At 65.0% G+C, this 17,910-nt stretch carries 18 protein-coding genes; 3 read left to right on the plus strand and 15 right to left on the minus strand.

Annotated elements, in window-relative coordinates; genetic code table 11:
* Positions 1–16: 16 nt before the first annotated feature.
* Together EEB11_RS01225 and EEB11_RS01230 are read right to left on the minus strand one after the other, a co-directional pair.
* Positions 17–1,216: an N-acetylmuramoyl-L-alanine amidase family protein gene (locus EEB11_RS01225; RefSeq protein ID WP_135428594.1), complete on the minus strand. Its 1,200-nt coding sequence runs from the start codon at positions 1,214–1,216 to the stop codon at positions 17–19.
* 52 nt (positions 1,217–1,268) lie between these two features.
* Positions 1,269–2,438 carry an aminotransferase class I/II-fold pyridoxal phosphate-dependent enzyme gene (locus EEB11_RS01230; RefSeq protein WP_135428595.1) on the minus strand — a complete coding sequence of 390 codons (1,170 nt, stop codon included), beginning with the start codon at positions 2,436–2,438 and terminating at the stop codon, positions 1,269–1,271.
* A 92-nt stretch (positions 2,439–2,530) separates the two neighbouring features.
* On the opposite strand from EEB11_RS01230, the gene EEB11_RS01235 reads away from it, so the two are divergent.
* The gene (locus EEB11_RS01235; protein ID WP_135428596.1) at positions 2,531–3,268 is read left to right on the plus strand and encodes a DsbA family protein; all 738 of its coding nucleotides are present in this window, start codon (positions 2,531–2,533) and stop codon (positions 3,266–3,268) included.
* Positions 3,269–3,305: 37 nt separating this feature from the next.
* Here EEB11_RS01235 and lpxB read toward each other — a convergent pair whose 3' ends face one another.
* The 13 genes from lpxB to pyrH all read right to left on the minus strand — a co-directional run bounded on the left by lpxB (position 3,306) and on the right by pyrH (position 15,672).
* Positions 3,306–4,442 carry a lipid-A-disaccharide synthase gene (lpxB, locus tag EEB11_RS01240; RefSeq protein WP_135428858.1) on the minus strand — a complete coding sequence of 379 codons (1,137 nt, stop codon included), beginning with the start codon at positions 4,440–4,442 and terminating at the stop codon, positions 3,306–3,308.
* Entirely contained in the window at positions 4,439–5,236 is a 798-nt protein-coding gene (locus EEB11_RS01245; RefSeq protein ID WP_135428597.1) for an LpxI family protein, read from the minus strand. The genes lpxB and EEB11_RS01245 overlap by 4 nt, the downstream gene beginning before the upstream one ends.
* Before the next feature lie 11 nt (positions 5,237–5,247).
* On the minus strand, positions 5,248–6,045 hold the full coding sequence (gene lpxA, locus EEB11_RS01250) for an acyl-ACP--UDP-N-acetylglucosamine O-acyltransferase (RefSeq protein ID WP_135428598.1): 798 nt from the start codon (positions 6,043–6,045) through the stop codon (positions 5,248–5,250).
* 3 nt (positions 6,046–6,048) lie between these two features.
* Complete coding sequence (gene fabZ / locus EEB11_RS01255; protein ID WP_135428599.1) at positions 6,049–6,522, minus strand: 3-hydroxyacyl-ACP dehydratase FabZ; 474 nt, start codon at positions 6,520–6,522, stop codon at positions 6,049–6,051.
* Between the two features lie 111 nt (positions 6,523–6,633).
* The gene (locus EEB11_RS01260; protein WP_135428600.1) at positions 6,634–7,284 is read right to left on the minus strand and encodes an OmpH/Skp family outer membrane protein; all 651 of its coding nucleotides are present in this window, start codon (positions 7,282–7,284) and stop codon (positions 6,634–6,636) included.
* A complete protein-coding gene (gene bamA, locus EEB11_RS01265; RefSeq protein ID WP_135428601.1) occupies positions 7,284–9,650 on the minus strand; it encodes an outer membrane protein assembly factor BamA in 2,367 nt (788 codons plus the stop codon). Before bamA ends, EEB11_RS01260 begins: the two co-directional genes overlap by 1 nt.
* A gap of 185 nt (positions 9,651–9,835) precedes the next feature.
* A complete protein-coding gene (locus tag EEB11_RS19430; RefSeq protein ID WP_167852624.1) occupies positions 9,836–9,973 on the minus strand; it encodes a hypothetical protein in 138 nt (45 codons plus the stop codon).
* A 71-nt stretch (positions 9,974–10,044) separates the two neighbouring features.
* The gene (rseP, locus tag EEB11_RS01270) at positions 10,045–11,382 is read right to left on the minus strand and encodes an RIP metalloprotease RseP (RefSeq protein ID WP_135428602.1); all 1,338 of its coding nucleotides are present in this window, start codon (positions 11,380–11,382) and stop codon (positions 10,045–10,047) included.
* A gap of 42 nt (positions 11,383–11,424) precedes the next feature.
* Positions 11,425–12,615, minus strand: coding sequence for a 1-deoxy-D-xylulose-5-phosphate reductoisomerase (gene dxr / locus EEB11_RS01275; RefSeq protein ID WP_135428603.1), 1,191 nt, complete (start codon positions 12,613–12,615; stop codon positions 11,425–11,427).
* Between the two features lie 2 nt (positions 12,616–12,617).
* Entirely contained in the window at positions 12,618–13,418 is an 801-nt protein-coding gene (locus tag EEB11_RS01280; protein WP_135428604.1) for a phosphatidate cytidylyltransferase, read from the minus strand.
* Positions 13,415–14,155, minus strand: a complete 741-nt coding sequence (gene uppS, locus EEB11_RS01285; RefSeq protein ID WP_280950239.1) for a polyprenyl diphosphate synthase — start codon at positions 14,153–14,155, stop codon at positions 13,415–13,417. The genes EEB11_RS01280 and uppS overlap by 4 nt, the downstream gene beginning before the upstream one ends.
* 101 nt (positions 14,156–14,256) lie before the next feature.
* Positions 14,257–14,820 (minus strand): ribosome recycling factor, encoded by a 564-nt coding sequence (gene frr, locus EEB11_RS01290; RefSeq protein ID WP_135428605.1) that lies wholly within the window; start codon positions 14,818–14,820, stop codon positions 14,257–14,259.
* A 117-nt stretch (positions 14,821–14,937) separates the two neighbouring features.
* On the minus strand, positions 14,938–15,672 hold the full coding sequence (gene pyrH, locus EEB11_RS01295) for a UMP kinase (RefSeq protein ID WP_135428606.1): 735 nt from the start codon (positions 15,670–15,672) through the stop codon (positions 14,938–14,940).
* Positions 15,673–15,810: 138 nt separating this feature from the next.
* Here pyrH and miaA point away from each other — a divergent pair, with 138 nt between their 5' ends.
* Positions 15,811–16,674 carry a tRNA (adenosine(37)-N6)-dimethylallyltransferase MiaA gene (gene miaA / locus EEB11_RS01300; protein ID WP_135428607.1) on the plus strand — a complete coding sequence of 288 codons (864 nt, stop codon included), beginning with the start codon at positions 15,811–15,813 and terminating at the stop codon, positions 16,672–16,674.
* Between the two features lie 149 nt (positions 16,675–16,823).
* On the plus strand, positions 16,824–17,657 hold the full coding sequence (locus tag EEB11_RS01305) for a helix-turn-helix domain-containing protein (RefSeq protein WP_135428608.1): 834 nt from the start codon (positions 16,824–16,826) through the stop codon (positions 17,655–17,657).
* Positions 17,658–17,910 lie beyond the last annotated feature (253 nt).

A 17,910-nucleotide genomic window follows, 5' to 3' on the forward strand; every position in this document is an offset into this window, starting at 1 on the left:
CGTCACTACGCTGCCGTTAGCGCCGCAGCGCCGACAGCGCTGCATCCTGCGCTGCCCAGGCTTTCAACCCGTCGCGCAGCGCCAGCGCCATCGTCGCCCGCCAGTCCGGATCGGTCAGCCGCGCCAGATCCTGCGCCGAAGACATGAAGCCCAGTTCCACCAGCACCGACGGAATGTCAGGCGATTTCAGCACCGAAAACCCTGCTGTCTGCCGCGGGTGCCGGTGCATGCGCAAGCCCGCCGCCTTGATCGCATCTTCCAGCGCCAGCGTCAGCCGTTCAATGCGCGGTCCGGTCTCGGTGCGCGCCATATCCATCAGCACCGTCGCCACCAGATCATCCTGCTCGGTCAAATCGACGCCTGACAAAAGGTCGTCGCGGTCATGCCGTTCCGCCAGCGCCTGCGACGCGGCATCGCTCGCCTCATCCGACAGGGTGTACAGCGTCGCCCCCACCGCCTCGCCTTCCGCAATGGCATCGGCATGCAGCGACAAAAACACATGCGCGCCCGCCGCGCGTGCAATGGAAATTCGCGCCTCCAGCGGCACGAAGACATCTTCCTCGCGGGTCAGGATGACCTGAAACCCGCCATCGCGCAGCAGCAGGTCTTTCAGCTCGCGCGCAAAGGTCAGCATCAGTCCGGCCTCGGTCAGTTCATCGCGCTCGGCCCCCGGATCGATGCCGCCATGGCCGGGGTCCAGCACCACCACCAGCGGCCCTGCTCCGCGCGGTGTCGCGCGCGGCAAATCGGCCCCCAGCGGCACGGCCCAGCCCTCGGGCTCTGGCAGCGCCGCCGCTGCGGCAAACTCGGCCGCTCCCGCCGGCTCCAGCATCAGCCGCACCTTCGCCCCGCTCTCCCCGGTCAGCATTTCCGCCTGCGTCACCAGATGCGGCCCCGCCAGCTCCATCACCAGCCGCGACCAACCCTGCCGCACCACCCCGGCGCGCAGGTCCAGCACCGCCTCACTGCGGCGCGCCACCCCGGCCAGCCCGGTCCAGTCCACCTCGCGCATGTCCAGCACCAGACGCGGCGGCGCATCCAGCACCCGCACCCGCCAGGGCACCGGCTGGCTCAGCCCCAGATCCACAGCCACACCGCCCTGCCGGTCCGCAATCGCCGATTGCCCCGGCACCAGCCGCGCCAGTGCCGACAGCTCCTGCGCGGCTGCTGCGACGGGCCCCAACAGCAACCCCAGCACCAGAACCCACAGCTTCATCGCAACGCCCCACCCATGTTCAGTCCCCAAATAACCCCGCCGGTGGCGCACATCAGCCCCGCGCGTTCCCGCCAGCCACCCCTCGCGCCGCCATGTACCCGCGCAACCGCGCCAGCCCTTCGACAATATCCGCCGTCCCGCGCGCATACGAAAACCGCAGACTCTGCCGCCCGCGCACCGGGTCGAAATCCACCCCCGGCGTCACCGCGACCCCCGCCCCGTGCAGGATCTCGCGCGCAAAGGCCAGCGAGTCGCCGGTCAGCTCCGACACATCGGCATAGACGTAGAATGCCCCGTCCGGTGGCGCAATTTTCGCAAACCCGGCCTGCGGCAAGCCCTCCAGCATCAGCTGCCGGTTCTGCGCATAGATGGCGCGGTTGGCCTCCAGCTCATCAATGCAGTCCAGCGCCGCCAAGGCCACGATCTGGCTGGCATGCGGCGGGCAGATGAACATGTTCTGCGCCAGCCGTTCTACCTTGCGCACATGGTCCGGCGGCACCACCATCCAGCCGACGCGCCAGCCGGTCATGCTGAAATACTTGGAAAAAGAGTTGATCACATAAGCCTCATCCGTGATCTCCAGCGCCGACACCGCCCGCGCGCCGTAATGCAGCCCGTGGTAGATCTCGTCTGACACAAAGGAAATGCCCCGCGCCGCGCAATGGGCAATCAACGCCGCCAGTGCCGCATGATCCAGCATCGTGCCGGTCGGGTTGCCGGGCGAGGCCACGATCAGCCCGTCCATGTCCACACCTTCCAGATCGGCGGGCACCGGTTGCAGGCGGTTCTCAAGGCGGGTGGCAATCCCCACCGGCTGCAAGGACAACGCCCGCAGGATCTGGCGATAGCTCGGGTATCCCGGCTCGCCCAAGGCCACCCGGTCGCCTGCGTCAAACAGCGCGGTGAAGGCCAGCAGGAACGCAGCCGACGATCCCGATGTCACCACCACCCGGGCAGGGTCCAGATCCACCCCGTACCAGCGGCGGTACAGCTGCGCGATCCCGGCGCGCAGTTCCGGCAGCCCCAGCGCCACGGTATACCCCAACGGCCCTGCCGCCATCGCGCGGGAAAGGGCCGCGCGCGCGGCCGCCGGTGCCGGGGTGCCGGGCTGGCCCACCTCCATATGGATGACAGACCGCCCCGCCGCCTCCAGACTGCGTGCTTCTTCCATCACATCCATCACAATGAAGGGATCGACATCACCTCGTCTTGAACTCTTCATGCCTGCCCCTCTATGGTTTGGCCGCAGTGTCCCGGTTCACGGGGCAAGGTCAAGCCTTCGCCTTCCCCTCTCCCTCCAAGCCAGAGAAGCCCATGATCCTCAGAACCCTGATCGGCATCACCGCCCTGATGATGACCTCCACCGTCGCTCTGGCCGAGATGACGCCAGCCGAACGCGAGGCGTTCCGGGCCGAGGTGCGGGCCTTCCTGCTCGAAGAACCCGAAGTGCTGGTCGAGGCGATGGATGTGCTGCAGGGCCAGCAAGAGTCGCAGGCGGCACAGCGCGATCTGGCCATGCTGCGCGACAATGCCGACTTTATCTACCGCGACCCGAACTCCTGGGCGGGCGGCAATCTGGAGGCCGACCTCACAATCGTGGAATTCGTCGATTACCGCTGCGGCTATTGCCGCCGCGCGCATGACGAGGTGGCGGAACTGGTCGCGTCGGACGGCAATATCCGTCTGGTGCTCAAGGAATTCCCGATCCTTGGCGAACAGTCGACCTTGTCGTCGCAATTCGCCATCGCCGTGCGCCAGCTGCATGGCGATGATGCGTACAAAGCCGCGCATGACGCGCTGATCGCCCTGCGCGGCGATGCAAATCCCGAAACCCTCGCCCGTCTGGCCACGGATCTGGGCCACGACCCGGTCGCCATCGCCGACCGGATGGCAGCGCCCGAAGTGCAGGCGATCATCGACACCAACCACGCCCTTGGCGGGCTGATGGAGATCAACGGCACCCCGACTTTCGTGATTGATGAAACCATGGTGCGCGGCTACGTGCCGCTGGAAGGCATGCGCCAGATCGTCGCCGGTCAGCGCGAAGGCTGAGACCGCACACTTCCCACCCCGGGGTGGGTGGGAAGGTTCAAATCACGCCGCGCAACGCCAGAAACCCCAGCACCGACTGTGCCGCCCGTTGCCCGGGGGGCACACCGCCCAGCCCCAGCCGTTCCATCGTCAGCTGCATCGCCTGCCGCTGCGCGGCTCCGCCCTCCGCAAGCAGGTGCAGTACAGCCGGGGCGATCAGATCGGCACGACACTCCGGGCCGATAAACTCCGGCACCACCCGGCTGTCCGACACCAGATTGACCAGCGTCACCGAATCAATCAGCGCCGCGCGCCGCATCAGCCACAGCGTCACCGGGTTCATGTCATAGGCGATGACCATCGGGCAATCGTTGGCCGCCAGTTCCAGACTGACAGTGCCCGAGGCCGCAATCGCCACATCCGCCGCCGCAAAGGCCGCACGTTTGGTGGGTGCATCCTGAATGATTTGCGGCGGGATCGCCCAGTCGGCGGTCAGATCCTGCACCAGCCCGGCCACCCCGCGCACTGTGGGCAAGGCCACCCGCGCATCGGGATGCACCGCCTTGATCTGTGCCAAGACCTGCCCCAGTACCGGGGCCAGCCGCGCAACCTCGCCCTTGCGCGACCCCGGCAGGGCGAGGATCAGCGGGCCGTGGCCGCGCAGTGTCTCGGCCTCGACCTGCGTGGCCAATGGCTCTGCCACCACCGGATGCCCGACGAAATCGCAGCTCATTCCGGCGGCGGTCATATACGGCGGCTCGAACGGCAACAGCGCCAGCACATGATCGACCACGCGCGCCATCTTCGCGGCCCGCCCCGGACGCCAGGCCCAGACCGAGGGCGCGACATAGTGGATCACCGGAAACTCCGGCCGCGCGGCTTTGACAATCGCCGCCACCCGCAGGCAGAAATCGGGGCTGTCGATCGTGACCAGTCCTTGCGCGCCCGACGAAAGCACCGCCTGCGCGGCCTCTGCGATCCGGCGTTTCAGGGCAAAATACTTGGGCAGCACCTCGACCAGACCCATCACCGACAGCTCTTCCATCGGGAACAGGCTGTCCAGCCCTTCGGCCTGCATCATCGGCCCGCCGACACCGGCAAAGCGCACCCCCGGTGCCTGCGCGGCCAGCCCTGCCATAAGTGCCGCGCCCAGCCGGTCGCCCGACGGCTCCCCCGCAATCAGGAACAGCGTCAGCGCGCCCACAGGAACAGGCCTGCATCCACAGCGGCGGCGATCATGGCGTCACGGTCAAGGCAGATCACCCCGCCGGCCTGCCACGCGATGCCACCCAATCCGGCCTGCGCCGCACGCATCACCGTGTCCGGCCCCAGCGTCGGCAGATCCACCCGCAGATCCTGCCCGGGTTTGGGGGCCTTGTAGAACAGACCGCGCGTGCCCGGTGGTCGCAAGGAAGCAGGCATCGCCGACACCCCTGCCAGCATCGCATCGGTGCCCGGCAACGCCTCGACGGCAAGGCACAATCCTTGGGCCACCACGCAGCCCTGCCCCACATCCACCGCGCCAAGGGCTGCGACAATTGCCGCCGCCCGCGCGGCATCTGCCTCATCCTGCGGGCTGACCGTGCCGCACAACACCCCGGCCCCCGGCACCAGATCCGGCGCAATCACGGCCGTGCCTGCCACCGTAAAGCCCGCCTCTTCGAACAGCGCAATCACCGCGCGCAAGGTGGCATCATCGCCCTGCGCCATCGCCGCCATCAGGCGCGGCACCAGCTGCGCCGTGCCCGCGTCGAACACTGCCGGGTCCAGCCTTGGCCGCTGAACTGCCCCGGCAAAGGTCACGCGGGTCACCCCCGCATCCTCCAGCGCGCGAAAGAACGGCACCAGACGTTCGACCCGGAACACCATATCCGGCACCAGCCCCAAAGGCGCAAACCCGTCGAGCGCGCAGACCAAAGGCGCATCCAGCGCCCCGGCCACAGCGGCGGGCAGGTGCCCGGCCCCGGCAATGATGGCCGTTCTGTTCATTTCAGTGCAGGTCATTTGGGCGTCAGAAAGCTGCGGTCGCTGGCCGAAAGAATGAAATCGGTCATCTCGCGCACATGGGCAGACTCGGTTTCCTCTGACAGCCGCCGCGCGCGGTCAAGGAATGACCCTTCGCCCTGCGCCAGCATCTGATACCCCGCCCGCAGCGCCGTAATCTCGGACCGCTCCACCCCGCGCCGCTTCAGCCCCACAAGGTTCAGCCCGTCCAGTATCCCGCGCGGCCCTTGCACCAACCCATGCGGCAACACATCATTGGTCACCATGGTCACCGCCCCGATGATCGCACCGCGCCCCACACGCACCCATTGATGCACGCCCGACAACCCGCCCACGATCACATCGTCACCGATCTGGCAATGCCCGGCAATCGCCGCCTGATTGGCCAGGATCACCCGGTTGCCCATCGTGGCATCATGGCCGACATGGGCACCGGTCATCAGCAGGCAGTCATCGCCGATGCGGGTGATCCCGCCGCCACCTTCGGTGCCGGTGTTCAGCGTGGCCCCTTCGCGGATCTTGCAGCGCGCGCCGATGATCAGCCGCGTGTGCTCGCCCTTGAATTTCAGATCCTGCGGAACCTCGCCCACGCAGGCGAAGGGGAAAATCACCGTGCCCTCGCCCACGTCTGTCCAGCCGGTCAGGACAGCATGCGATTTCACCACCACGCCCGCAGCCAGCGTCACCTCGGCCCCGATCACCGCAAAGGGGCCAACCTCGGCCCCCGCGCCGATCACGGCGCCGGGCTCGACCACGGCCATCGGGTGAATGCGGGCGCTGGCGTCAATCGTCATGGCTCAGGCCTTTTTCGGCACGTCGAACATCGCGGTAAACTCCGCCTCGCAGGCCAGCTCATCCCCCACCATGGCGCGGCCCGCGAATTTCCAGACCCGGCCACCGCCGCGCAGCGCCTTGACATGCAGCTCCAGCACATCGCCCGGCACCACCTTGCGGCGGAACTTGACGCCATCGACGCCCATGAAGAACACATTGGCATTCTTGTCGACCAGATCCATCGACAGGCCGACCAGAATGCCACTGGTCTGCGCCATCGCCTCGATTATCATCACGCCGGGGAAAATCGGCACCCCGGGAAAATGGCCGGTGAACTGCGGCTCGTTCATCGTGACGCACTTGATACCGACACAGCTTTTGTCGACATGGATATCCACCACCTTGTCGACCAACAGAAACGGATAGCGATGCGGCAGAATGCGCTGGATCAGCGCGATATCGGCCGTCTGGCCAGCGGTCACAGTGGTTTCGGTCATTCACATTCCCCGTCTTGGTCTTGCATGCTGAATGCATCGCTGTTTTGACGTTGCTACCAACTGCAAAGCAGCGGGGCAAGACATAGCGCCGGGCCTGCCCCGGCACCGGTGTCAGGGCTGCGGCGCGTCTGGTCGGGGAGCGGCGGTCGGATCGCCGGGCGGCCCCTCTGGCTGAGGCTCTGGCGCGGCCAGCACCTCCGCCCCATCGCCAAGGCGGGCGTCCAGCCGGGCAATCGCCTGTTCGGTAATGTCGATGCGGTCGAAACTGAGGATCACGACAGAGCGGTCGATGATCGCCACCGCCCCCAGGTCCTGCATCAGCTCGGCCAGAACCGGCGCGGCCGCTTCAAAGAAAAACCGCTGCTGCTCGGCATCGCGCATGCGCGTCAGCGCCCGGCTCTTGGCCTCTTGCGCCACGCGCAAATCCTCGACCCTTGTGTCAAACTCTCGGGCCAGGTCGCGAAAGCTGGCCGGGGGCAGGTTTGCCCGGCGTTCGGTCAAGAGCCGTTCTTCCGCTTCCAGCGCCGCCTCCAGACGGCGGTTCTCGGCAATCAGGTCATTTGACGCCGCGTCGATCCGCGCCTGAATCGCCTGCCCCATCAGCGTCTCTTCGAACAGTCGCGTCCGGTCAAGCGTCACGACCGCCGATTGCATGGCAGGCATCTGTTCTTGTGCCTGCTCCGGGGCTTCTGTCTGCGCCATCCCCGGCCCGGCACAGGCCAGAACCAACAGAACGGACGCACGCAGACCGGCCCGGATCATCAGAACCGGGTCGAAATCGTCAGATCGAAGGGCTGATCCTTGTCATACTCCTCTTTCTTCAACGCTTTTGAGAAATTGAAGCGCAAGGGCCCGATCGGCGCATCCCACAGCACCGAGACGCCAACCGCCGCACGCGGGTTAAACCCGGTATCAATCGGATTATTGTCGGCATCAAAGACATCGCCCTTCAGACCCCAGACCGAACCGACATCCAAGAACAGACCTCCGCTGATCCCGTATTCCTCGGGCAGGCCCAGCGGAAAGTCAGCCTCAAACCGCGCGACGGCATAGAAATTGCCGCCCAGAGCGTCATCGGTCACCGTATCGCGCGGGCCGATGCCGTTGCCTTCAAAGCCCCGGATCTTGCTGTTGCCGAAGTAGCGCTCGGTGACGCGGGTGCTGTATCCGCCCAGCGGTGAAATCGCCCCGGCCTCGAAAATGGCGCGCAAAGTGACATCTTCGTTCAGGATCTTGCGTTCGGCCAGCGCCTGCACTTCGTTAGAAATATACTTGGCATCACCGCCAAGCCCGGCAAAATCCTGGCTGAAGCGGAACACCACGCCGCGATCCGGGCTCAGACCACCGATCCGCGTGTCATAGCTGTAGGTATAGCCGACGGCCGAGGTGAACTCGCCGTCGCGCGCGGATTCAGCCTCAAGCGTCGGGTTCACTTCTATCGTGCCGCCAACGTCCTTGCCCTCATACCCCTTGATTGTGTTCTTCGACAGGCCATAGCGCAGTTCCAGACGGCTGACGTCACCCACCGGGAAGGACAGCGCCACGCGCGTGCCAACATTGGCGGTATCATAGATCGCGTTCTTCTGGCTGGTCACGTTGTAGAACGCGCCCAGCGACAGCGACAGATCGCGCCCCAGAAACGCCGGTTCGGTGATCGAGATCGACGACGACGTGCTGTCGGTCCCGGTGGAAACGGCCACAGACAGTGCCTGCCCGCGCCCGAGGAAGTTCGATTCCGAAAAGCCGATGTTCACCCCGATCCCGGATTCCACCCCGTAGCTTGCGCCAAAGGACAGCGACCCGGTGGGCTGCTCTTCAACGTTCACATCGACGATCACCTGATCAGACGCCGATCCGGGCCGGGCATTGACCTGCGCGTCCGAGAAAAAGCCAAGTGCCCGGATGCGCTCGGCCGACTGGCGCACTTCGCGCGGGTTGAAGGGGTCGCCTTCTGCGCTGCGGAACTGACGGCGGATCACCTGATCCAGCGTTGTGGTATTGCCCTCGATGTCGATGCGCTCCACGAACACCCGCTCGCCCCGCACCAGCGCGAATTCAAGATCCAGCGTGCCGGTCCGATCATTGCGGGTGATGCGCGGATCGACACGCACAAAGGTCAGCCCCTTGCGCAGTGCCAGATTTTCCATCCGCGCAATGGTGTTTTCCACGACCACCGGCGAGTAAGGCACGCCCGAGCGCACCCGCGACAATGCACCGAATTCGGCGGCATCCAGACCTTCGATCTCGGACACGGTGGTCACGCCGCCGAACCGGTATTGCCGCCCTTCACGGATCGCAAAGCTGACAAAGACGGCATCGCGTTCCCGCGCCACTTCGGCCGAAGCATCGGTGACCTGAATGTCGACATAGCCGCGCGCCAGATAGAAATCGCGCAGCAACTGCTTGTCCAGCTCCAGCCGTTCCGCCACGAAGGTATCGCGCTGGATCAGGGTCCGCAAAAGCCCGGCCTGCTTGGTTTCCAGCACCTGCCGCAGACGGCGGTCGCTGAAGGCGCGGTTGCCGATGAACGACAACCGCTCAATTTCCGTCACGCGGCCTTCGGTGATCTCGAACGCCAGATCGACCCGGCCTTCGCTGCGGCGGATCAGCTTCGGCGTCACCGTCGCGGCAATCCGGCCCCGGGCACGATAGGCCTCGCCAATCGCTGCCGCATCCGCCTCGGCCACGCTGGGCGAATAGACCCTGCGCGCCTGCGACTGGATGATGCCGGCCAGATCCTCATCGCTCAGGCGCTTGTTGCCTTCAAAGTTGATGATGTTGACAATCGGGTATTCCTGAACGCGGATGACCAGCTGCCCGCCCTGCGGCACTATTTCAACGGTCTGGAACAGACCCGAGCGGACCAGCCCCTGATAGGCATCATTCAGCCCGCCCTGCGACAGGGCCTGCCCCCGCCTGATTCCGGCAAAGCCCAGGATTGTGGCATTGTCGACGCGCTGATTGCCTTCGATCACGACCTGATCAAAGGCATATTGCTGCGCGAAGGCGGGCGCGAAGATCGCCGCCGAAGCCGTTGCAGTGGAAAGAAAAAGCGCGGTCAGAATGCGCTTGCGGACTGCCGCCTTGCCATGCGCCACGCGTTTCGCGGCACCCGCTGTATTGTGCATGACTGCGCCCCATATCAACAAACTGTTGTGTCTTCACTAGACGGAAGTGCGGGGCTTGTCAAAGCGTTGGACGCATGTGTGACACAGCAGTTAACGGCCGTTGCCCACATGCTGCAGATGGTTAAGACAGGCAAGGGCGCGGGTCATGCCCCGCCCAGGCTGCACCAGCGACACCGCAGTCACGTTCAGGGCTGAACCAGAGTGCTGCCCAAAAATGCGCCAGCCAGCAGGCCGGCCACGACTGTGCCCATGGTGAAGATCCTGTCAGCGTTCAGCCAGACCAGAAACGACAGCCCACGATATCCTTGCACAACCATTTGCATGACGAACCCTCCTGCACTGCGCGAAGGGTAACGCGTCAATATGGCCCGATTACGGCGTCGGGCCCTTTGGCTTACGGGCAGAACAGGTCATTGGTCAGCGCAAACACCATCAGCGACAACAAAAGCGCCAGGCCCACCGTCATCATCACCTGCAAGGCCCTATCCGATGGTGGTTTGCCCGTTACCGCCTCATAGGCGTGAAACACCAGATGTCCGCCATCCAGCACCGGAATCGGGAACAGGTTCATCAACCCCACCGCAACCGACAACAGCGCGATGAACTGGATGAAGGTTTCCACCCCTTGGCTCGCCGCCGCCCCCGAGCTTTCGGCAATTCCGATCGGGCCGCGCAGGTTGCAGCTGGAAATCTTGCCCGCCACCATATGCCAAAGCCCCGAAAGCGATGTGGTGGCGATGCGCCAGGTCTGCTCACCGGCGATGCCCACCGCCTCGAACACGCCGGGATGCCGGATTTCCGGCTCGAACCCCAGCCCGCCGTTCAGCCCGATCAGCCAGCGGGTCTCGAACCCGCCTTCGCGTTTGGGCAGGTCCATCTGGCGCGGGGTCAGCATGGTTTCAAACGTGTCGCCCGCCCGCCAGACCGTCAGGTTGAGCGCGCTGCCTTCGGCTCCGGCCACCAAGGCGGGCAGTTCCGAAAACACCGTGACCGGCACACCGTCCACCGCCAGAATGACATCGCCGGTCAGCAGACCGGCATCGAACGCTGCACTTTGCGGCTGCACGCCTGATGCCAGTGCCGGCAAGGGATGCGGGCCGTCAAAGCTCAGCTCCTGCCCCGCACGCTCCACCGTATAAGCTACCGAAGGCGCGTTGGGCAGATCGCCCGACACCTGGACCAGACTCGTCAGATCGGGGGTGTCCACCCCGTTGATCGCCAGAATGCGGTCGCCCGGCTGCAACTGCTGGCCCTCAAACGGCAGCGGTGTGACCTCGCCCACCAGCGTTTCATCACTGAACACCCCCGACCACAGCACCAGCCCGGTCAGGATCAGCAGCGCCGAGATGAAATTGAACACCGGCCCCGCCGCCACGGTCAGCGACCGCGCCCACAGCGGCGCGCCATGCATCGTGCGCCGCCGTTCCGTTTCGGACAGGGTCGAGATCGCCTCACCATCCTTGCCGGATGCGGCATTGCTGTCGCCCATGAACTTGACATAGCCGCCGAAAGGCAGCGCCGCGACCTGCCACCGCGTGCCCCGGCTGTCGACCCGCGAATACAGGATCGGGCCAAAGCCAAGGCTGAACACCTCGGCATGGATGCCGGTCCAGCGGCCCACGATGTAATGGCCATATTCATGGATCGCCACGATGATCGACAGCGCCACGATAAAGGCGATCACGGTCCAGACAAGACCGCCAAAGCTGGGAACAAGACCAATCAGATCCAAGTTCTATCCTTCATTCCATATGGGCCACAGGGGGCCACAAAATCACGTCGCGCGCCGCTGCGCCAGCAGGTGCGCGGCTTCACCGGCCCTCACCCGCGCAAGATGGTCTGCGCCTTGAATGTCCTCAAGGGTCATCACGTCAGATTCAAGGCACATCTCCGGCATAACCCTGGCAAGCGTGTCTTCGACCACGCCCGCCATGTCCATGAACCCGATGCCGCCGTCCAAAAACCGGTCCAGCGCGATTTCCTTGGCAGCATTGAACACCGCGCCCGCAAGGCCGCGCGCCGCCATCACCTCGCGGCACAGCCGCAGCGCCGGGTAGCGCGCAAGGTCGGGCGCGCGGAAGCTGAGCGTGGCAATCTGTGCAAGGTCAAGCCGCGCTATGGGCAAGGGCGCGCGTTCGGGCCAGTTCAGCGCATAGCCGATGGCATGGCGCATGTCGGGTGCCCCCAGATGCGCCATCATCGCGCCGTCCTGATAACCGACCAGCGAGTGAATCAGCGATTCCGGGTGGATGATCACTTCGATCTGGTCAGGCGATACGCCAAAAAACTCTCGCGTTTCAATGACTTCCAGCGCCTTGTTGAACATGGACGCCGAATCGATGGTGATGCGTTGCCCCATCGCCCAGTTCGGATGCGCCAGCGCCTCTTTGACAGTCGCCTGCGCCAGTGCCTCCAGCGGCCAGTCGCGCAAAGCCCCCCCGCTCGCGGTCAGGATAATGCGTTCAACGCAGGCGATATCCTCACCCACCAAAGCCTGAAAGATCGCAGAATGCTCGGAATCGACGGGCAGAATCCGCGCGCCATGCGCCGCCGCCGTCGCCATCAAGAGCGGTCCCGCGGTCACCAGACTTTCCTTGTTGGCCAGCGCCAGCGTGCCCCCGTGACGCAGGGCGCGCAGACCCGGAACAAGGCCCGCGGCCCCCACAATCGCGCTCATCACCCAATCGGCGGGGCGGTCGGCGGCTTCGGCAATGGCGCCGTCCCCTGCCGCCGCCGCGACGCCCGATCCGGCCAGCGCCGCGCGCAGGTCGGGCAGACAGCTCTCATCCGCGCAGACCGCCACCTCGGCACGCAAGCTGCGCGCCATCTCGGCCAGCCGCGCCACATTGCGCGCCCCGGTCACTGCCACGGTGCGGAACGCTTCCGCCCCGCCTGCGCGTGTGATCAGGTCAAAGGTGCTTTCCCCCACCGACCCGGTGGCGCCAAAGATCGAAATGCTGCGCACCCTCACCCCCCCAAAGGCCCGGGCATCGGCAGCGAGGTGAACAGCCCCAGCAGCATCACCAGCCCAACCGCCCCGATCAGTGCATCGAACCGGTCCAGAAACCCGCCATGCCCGGGAATCAGCGTCGAGGAATCCTTCACCCCCGACCGCCGCTTGATCCAGCTTTCGACAATATCGCCCAACTGTCCGGCAAAGGCGACAAAGGGCGCCAGCGCCACCGCCATCCACGGCGCATGTCCGGTCGCCACAAAGATCAGCGAGACACCGATCGCGCCGACCCAGCCCGCCACTGTGCCAGACCATGTTTTCTTGGGGCTGATCGCGGGCCAGAACTTCGGCCCGCCCACGATGCGCCCGACGAAATAACCCATCACATCCGACACGATCACAATCGCCACCAGCCACAGGATCGCCGGCATCCCCGGAGTGCGCAGCTCGATCAACCCATAACCCGCCACCATGATCGCAATGCCGTAAACAGTTGCAATCTGCCGGTCACGTCGCGGCGACAGGGCCAGCGCGAGCCCCGGCAAAATCAACAGGGTCGTGGCCAGATCATCGCGGAACAGCTCGGCCCCGGCCAGACAGGCGGCGGCAAACAGCCCCATGGCCAGTGGTGTCCGCCGGCGCCCCGGCGCGGTCATGTTGGCAAGTTCCCAAAACATCACCCCGGTCAGCGCGATAACCAGAAGCGAAAACGGCGTCCCGCCCAGCCACAGCTCTCCGGCACCGACCGCCAGCATGAAGGCGGCGGAAATCGCCCGCTTCTTCAGATCCCCCCAGCGGGCAATAGCCTCCGTCATCCGCTGGCCACCCCGCCATAGCGCCGCTCGCGGTTGCCAAAGCGCGACATGATCTGTGCCAGTTCTGCCGGAGAGAAATCGGGCCACAGCGTCGGGGTGAATTCATACTCGGCATAGGCCGCCTGCCAAAGCAGGTAATTCGACGTTCGGGTTTCGCCACTGGTGCGGATCACCAGGTCCGGGTCCGGCAGATCAGCCGTATCCAGCCGCGACCCGATCAGCGCATCGGTCACCGCCTCGGGTGCCAACCGCCCTGCCGCCACATCGGCGGCCAGACCGCGCATGGCGCGGGTCAGCTCATCGCGCCCGCCATAATTGATCGCAACCGTCAGGTTCAGCCGGGTGAACCCTGCCGTCCGCGCCTCGATCCCCGCCATCAGCGCGCGCAGCCTGGGGTTCAGCGGGCTGCGGTCGCCGATAAAGCGCATCCGCACGCCCTCGGCGGCCAGCCGGTCGGCCTCGCGCTCGATGTAGCGCGCGAAAATAGACATCAGCCCGACCACCTCTTCGGTCGACCGCTTCCAGTTCTCGGTGGAAAACGCATAGATCGTCAGCCAGCGGATGCCCAGATCGGGGGCGCAGCGGACAATCTCCTTGACCCGCTCGGCCCCCTTGCGGTGCCCGACCAGACGGGGCCAGCCGCGGTTTGTGGCCCAGCGACCATTACCATCCATGATGATCGCGACATGTTCTGCCGGCCGGGGCAGCTTGTGATCTGCCGATGTGGTGGAAGCCAAGCCCCTGTCCCTTTTCCCGAAACCTGCCCGGATACTTTCCCGGATACCAAAACCAACAACGGGCGCGGCCCCTCCTCTGGCCCCGCCCGTCACACCCTGTGTCAGACCTGCATGATCTCGGCCTGCTTGCCTTCCAGCGTCTGATCGACAAGTTTGATATACTTGTCGGTCATGTCCTGCACTTCCGCTTCCCAGAACTTCACGTCATCTTCCGACAACCCGTCGCCCTTGGCCTTCTTGATCTGGTCCATCCCGTCGCGCCGCAGGTTGCGCACCGCGACCCGGGCGTGTTCGGCGTAGCCTGCCGCCACCTTGGTCAGTTCCTTGCGGCGCTGCTCGTTCAGCTCTGGGATCGGCAGCATGATGATGGTGCCATTGGTTTGCGGGTTGATGCCAAGCCCCGACTCGCGAATGGCCTTTTCGACCTTGTTGACCATCGCCTTGTCCCACACATTGACCGTCACCATCCGGGGTTCGGGCACGTTGACGGTGCCCAGCTGGTTGATCGGGGTCATCTGGCCGTAGGCATCCACCTGAATCGGTTCCAGCATCGAGCCTGAGGCGCGCCCGGTGCGCAGGCTTGCAAATTCGGTGCGCAGGGCGTTGATCGCGCCATCCATGCGGCGGGTCAGATCTTCGGTGTCCAGTTCAAAATCGTCAGCCATCGGTTCATTCCTTCGTCAGCGTCCGGGCATTTGTGGGTCTGCCGGGCGTTTTTTACGTTCTATAAGCCAAGCCGGGGCATGGGTATAGCCCCGCCGGAACCCGCAGGTGCGCCCGTGTCAGTCATGCACGATTGTATAGGTGCCCTGCCCCGCCATGATCCCCTTGAACCCGCCGGGTTCGGACAGTGCAAACACCACCAGCGGCATGCGGTTGTCACGGCACAGCGCAATGGCCGAAGCGTCCATCACCTTGAGGTTGCGCTGCAGCACATCATCATAGGTGATATCGGCATAGCGCTTGGCATCGGGGTTCAGCTTGGGGTCGCTGTCATAGATGCCATCGACGTTCTTGCCCATGAAGATCGCCTCACAGGCCATTTCCGAAGCGCGCAGCGCGGCGGCGGTGTCGGTGGTGAAATAGGGGTTGCCGGTGCCGGCAGCAAAGATGCACACCCGCTTTTTCTCAAGGTGCCGCACCGCGCGGCGCCGGATATAGGGCTCGCACACCTGATCCATCGGGATCGCGCTGATCACCCGCGTATAAACACCCAGCGATTCGAGCGCCGCCTGCATGGCCAGCGCGTTCATCACCGTGGCCAGCATCCCCATGTAATCGGCCGTCGTGCGCTCCATCCCTTGCGCGCTGCCTTGCAGGCCGCGAAAGATATTGCCGCCGCCGATCACCATGCAGATCTCGACGCCCAGATCATGCACCGCCTTGATCTCGCGCGCGACACGTTCCACCGTGGGCGGGTGCAGACCATAGGCCTGATCGCCCATCAACGCCTCACCCGAGATTTTCAGCATCACACGGTCGTATTTCACGCCACCATCAAGGGTCGCTATGGTCATGGGTGTTCCCCGCATCTTCGTTTTGCAATTGGACTGCCGCGCAAACTGTCGCAAAACGGGGCCGGGTTCAACCTGTGACTGCCGTTGCGGCGGGGGTTTCACACCTCCAGACCCCCGTGGGATATTTAAGGACTGAAAATGAGGCTGGCAGGAATATCGCGTGAAGCCCCGGTGCTGATCGCCGGACCGACCGCCAGCGGCAAGTCAGGGCTGGCGATGGAACTGGCGGCGCGCGATGGCCGTAGAATCGTGAATGCCGACGCCTTGCAGGTTTACGGCTGCTGGCGGCTGTTGACCGCGCGGCCATCGGTGGCGGACGAAGCAGCGTTGCCGCATGCGCTTTATGGTCATGTGGCGCGGGATCAGCCCTATTCCGTCGGCCATTGGCTGCGCGAGGTGCAGGGCTGGCTGGACCGCCCGGTGGTGATCGTGGGCGGAACCGGATTGTATTTTCTGGCCTTGACCGAAGGTCTGGCAGAGGTGCCGGCGATTCCGCCACAGGTGCGCGCCGAGGGTGATGCGCTGCGCACCACCGACCTGCCCGCGATGGTGGCAGCGCTTGACCGCGAAACCGCCGCGCGCATCGACCTGGCCAATCCCGCCCGCGTGCAGCGCGCTTGGGAGGTGTGGCGCACCACCGGCCGGGGGCTGGCCGCGTGGCAGGCCGACACGCCCGCCCCGCTGATCGCGCGCGATCAGGCCGAGGCTTTGGTGCTGCGCCCGCAGGTGGACTGGCTCAACAGCCGGATCGACCGGCGATTCGATCAGATGATGGCGCAGGGCGCCTTGGATGAGGTACGGGCCGAATTGCCGCATTGGCAGCCGCAGCGCCCTTCGGCCCGGGCCATCGGCGCGCCCGAACTGATCGCACATCTGCAGGGGCAGATGCCGCTGCACACGGCGGTAGACGCAGCCAAACTGGCCAGCCGCCAATATGCCAAACGCCAGCGCACCTGGCTGCGCAACCGGATGCGCGACTGGCGGGCGGTTGTGCCGGACTGAGGCACCCGCCATCATCGGCAGAATACTGCCGGGGGCGGCAAGTTATCCACAGTGGCGGCTTTGATCTGTGGACAAGGTCATAATTCTGCTTGGGTTGGCCGCCATGCCCTGTTTATCTGTCCCCAGTCAAAAAAAATGAGCAGGACGCCATGAACGATCACCCTGCCCGGCATGCCCTTGTTGTCCCGAACGCTTCGACGGCCCTGTCGCAGTTGCGTGTCACCGCCATTCCCCGCCTCGCCTCTGGCGGGCGCTGGCGGGTAGAGGCGATGCGCGCCATTTCCGAGCCGATGTTGTTGTGGTTCACCAAAGGTCAGGGCCGCATCACCATTGCCGGTGTCACCCGGGGCTATACCGCACACAATGCGGTGTTCATTCCGCCCGGCGTGATGCACGGGTTTGAGGTAGGGCCGCAGGTCTTTGGCACGGCTGTGTTTTTTGGCCGGGACAGTGGCGTCATCCTGCCCGAAACAGCACAGCACCTGCGCATCCGCGAAGTGCATGCCCAGCAGGAAATCAACGTCATCCTTGATTCGCTGCAACGCGAGATTGACAGCGACATTCCAGCCCATGACCGGGCCACCCTGCATTATCTGGGCTTGCTGGGCGTCTGGCTGGAACGGCAGGCGGTCAAGGCCGCGCCCGACACCCCCAAACCCGATGCCGCGCGCCGTCTGGTGGCACGCTACACCACGCTTCTGGAACGCGATTTCCGCACCGGGGCCGGGGTGGGCGAGTTTGCCGCCGCCCTTGGCGTCACCCCCACCCACCTGACCCGCTGCTGCCGCATCGCCTGCGGGCGGTCCGCGATCGAGGTGTTGCAGGACCGCCGTATCTTTGAGGCGCGCCGGATGCTGGCCGAAACCCGCATGCCGGTCGCCCGCATCGGCGAGGCGCTTGGCTTTACCTCGCCCGCTTATTTTACGCGCTCTTTCCAGCACCTGACCGGGCGTTCCCCCACCGCCTTCCGACGCGAAGTTTAGCGTTCAAAGGTTTGAAACCCGGCCCCAATCCGGAAGCCGGTTCAGATTATTTTCCCGCCAGCGGTCGACAAGATGTCGGTTTTGCGGCACAAAGGGGCGAGTTCGGGCGTTGACGCCTGACGTAAAGTATTGCGCAATGGGGCCAATGCCCCGGCGCAACCCTGCCTGCGCCGGGCAAGAACAGACTGGTCATTGCCCCACCGGGGCACAGTCCGGCGCAACCGTCAAAACAATAACAAGATGGCTCTGCCAT

Origin of the sequence: Pseudotabrizicola sediminis, from assembly GCF_004745575.1 — a bacterium.
Taxonomy (GTDB): Bacteria; Pseudomonadota; Alphaproteobacteria; order Rhodobacterales; family Rhodobacteraceae; genus Pseudotabrizicola; species Pseudotabrizicola sediminis.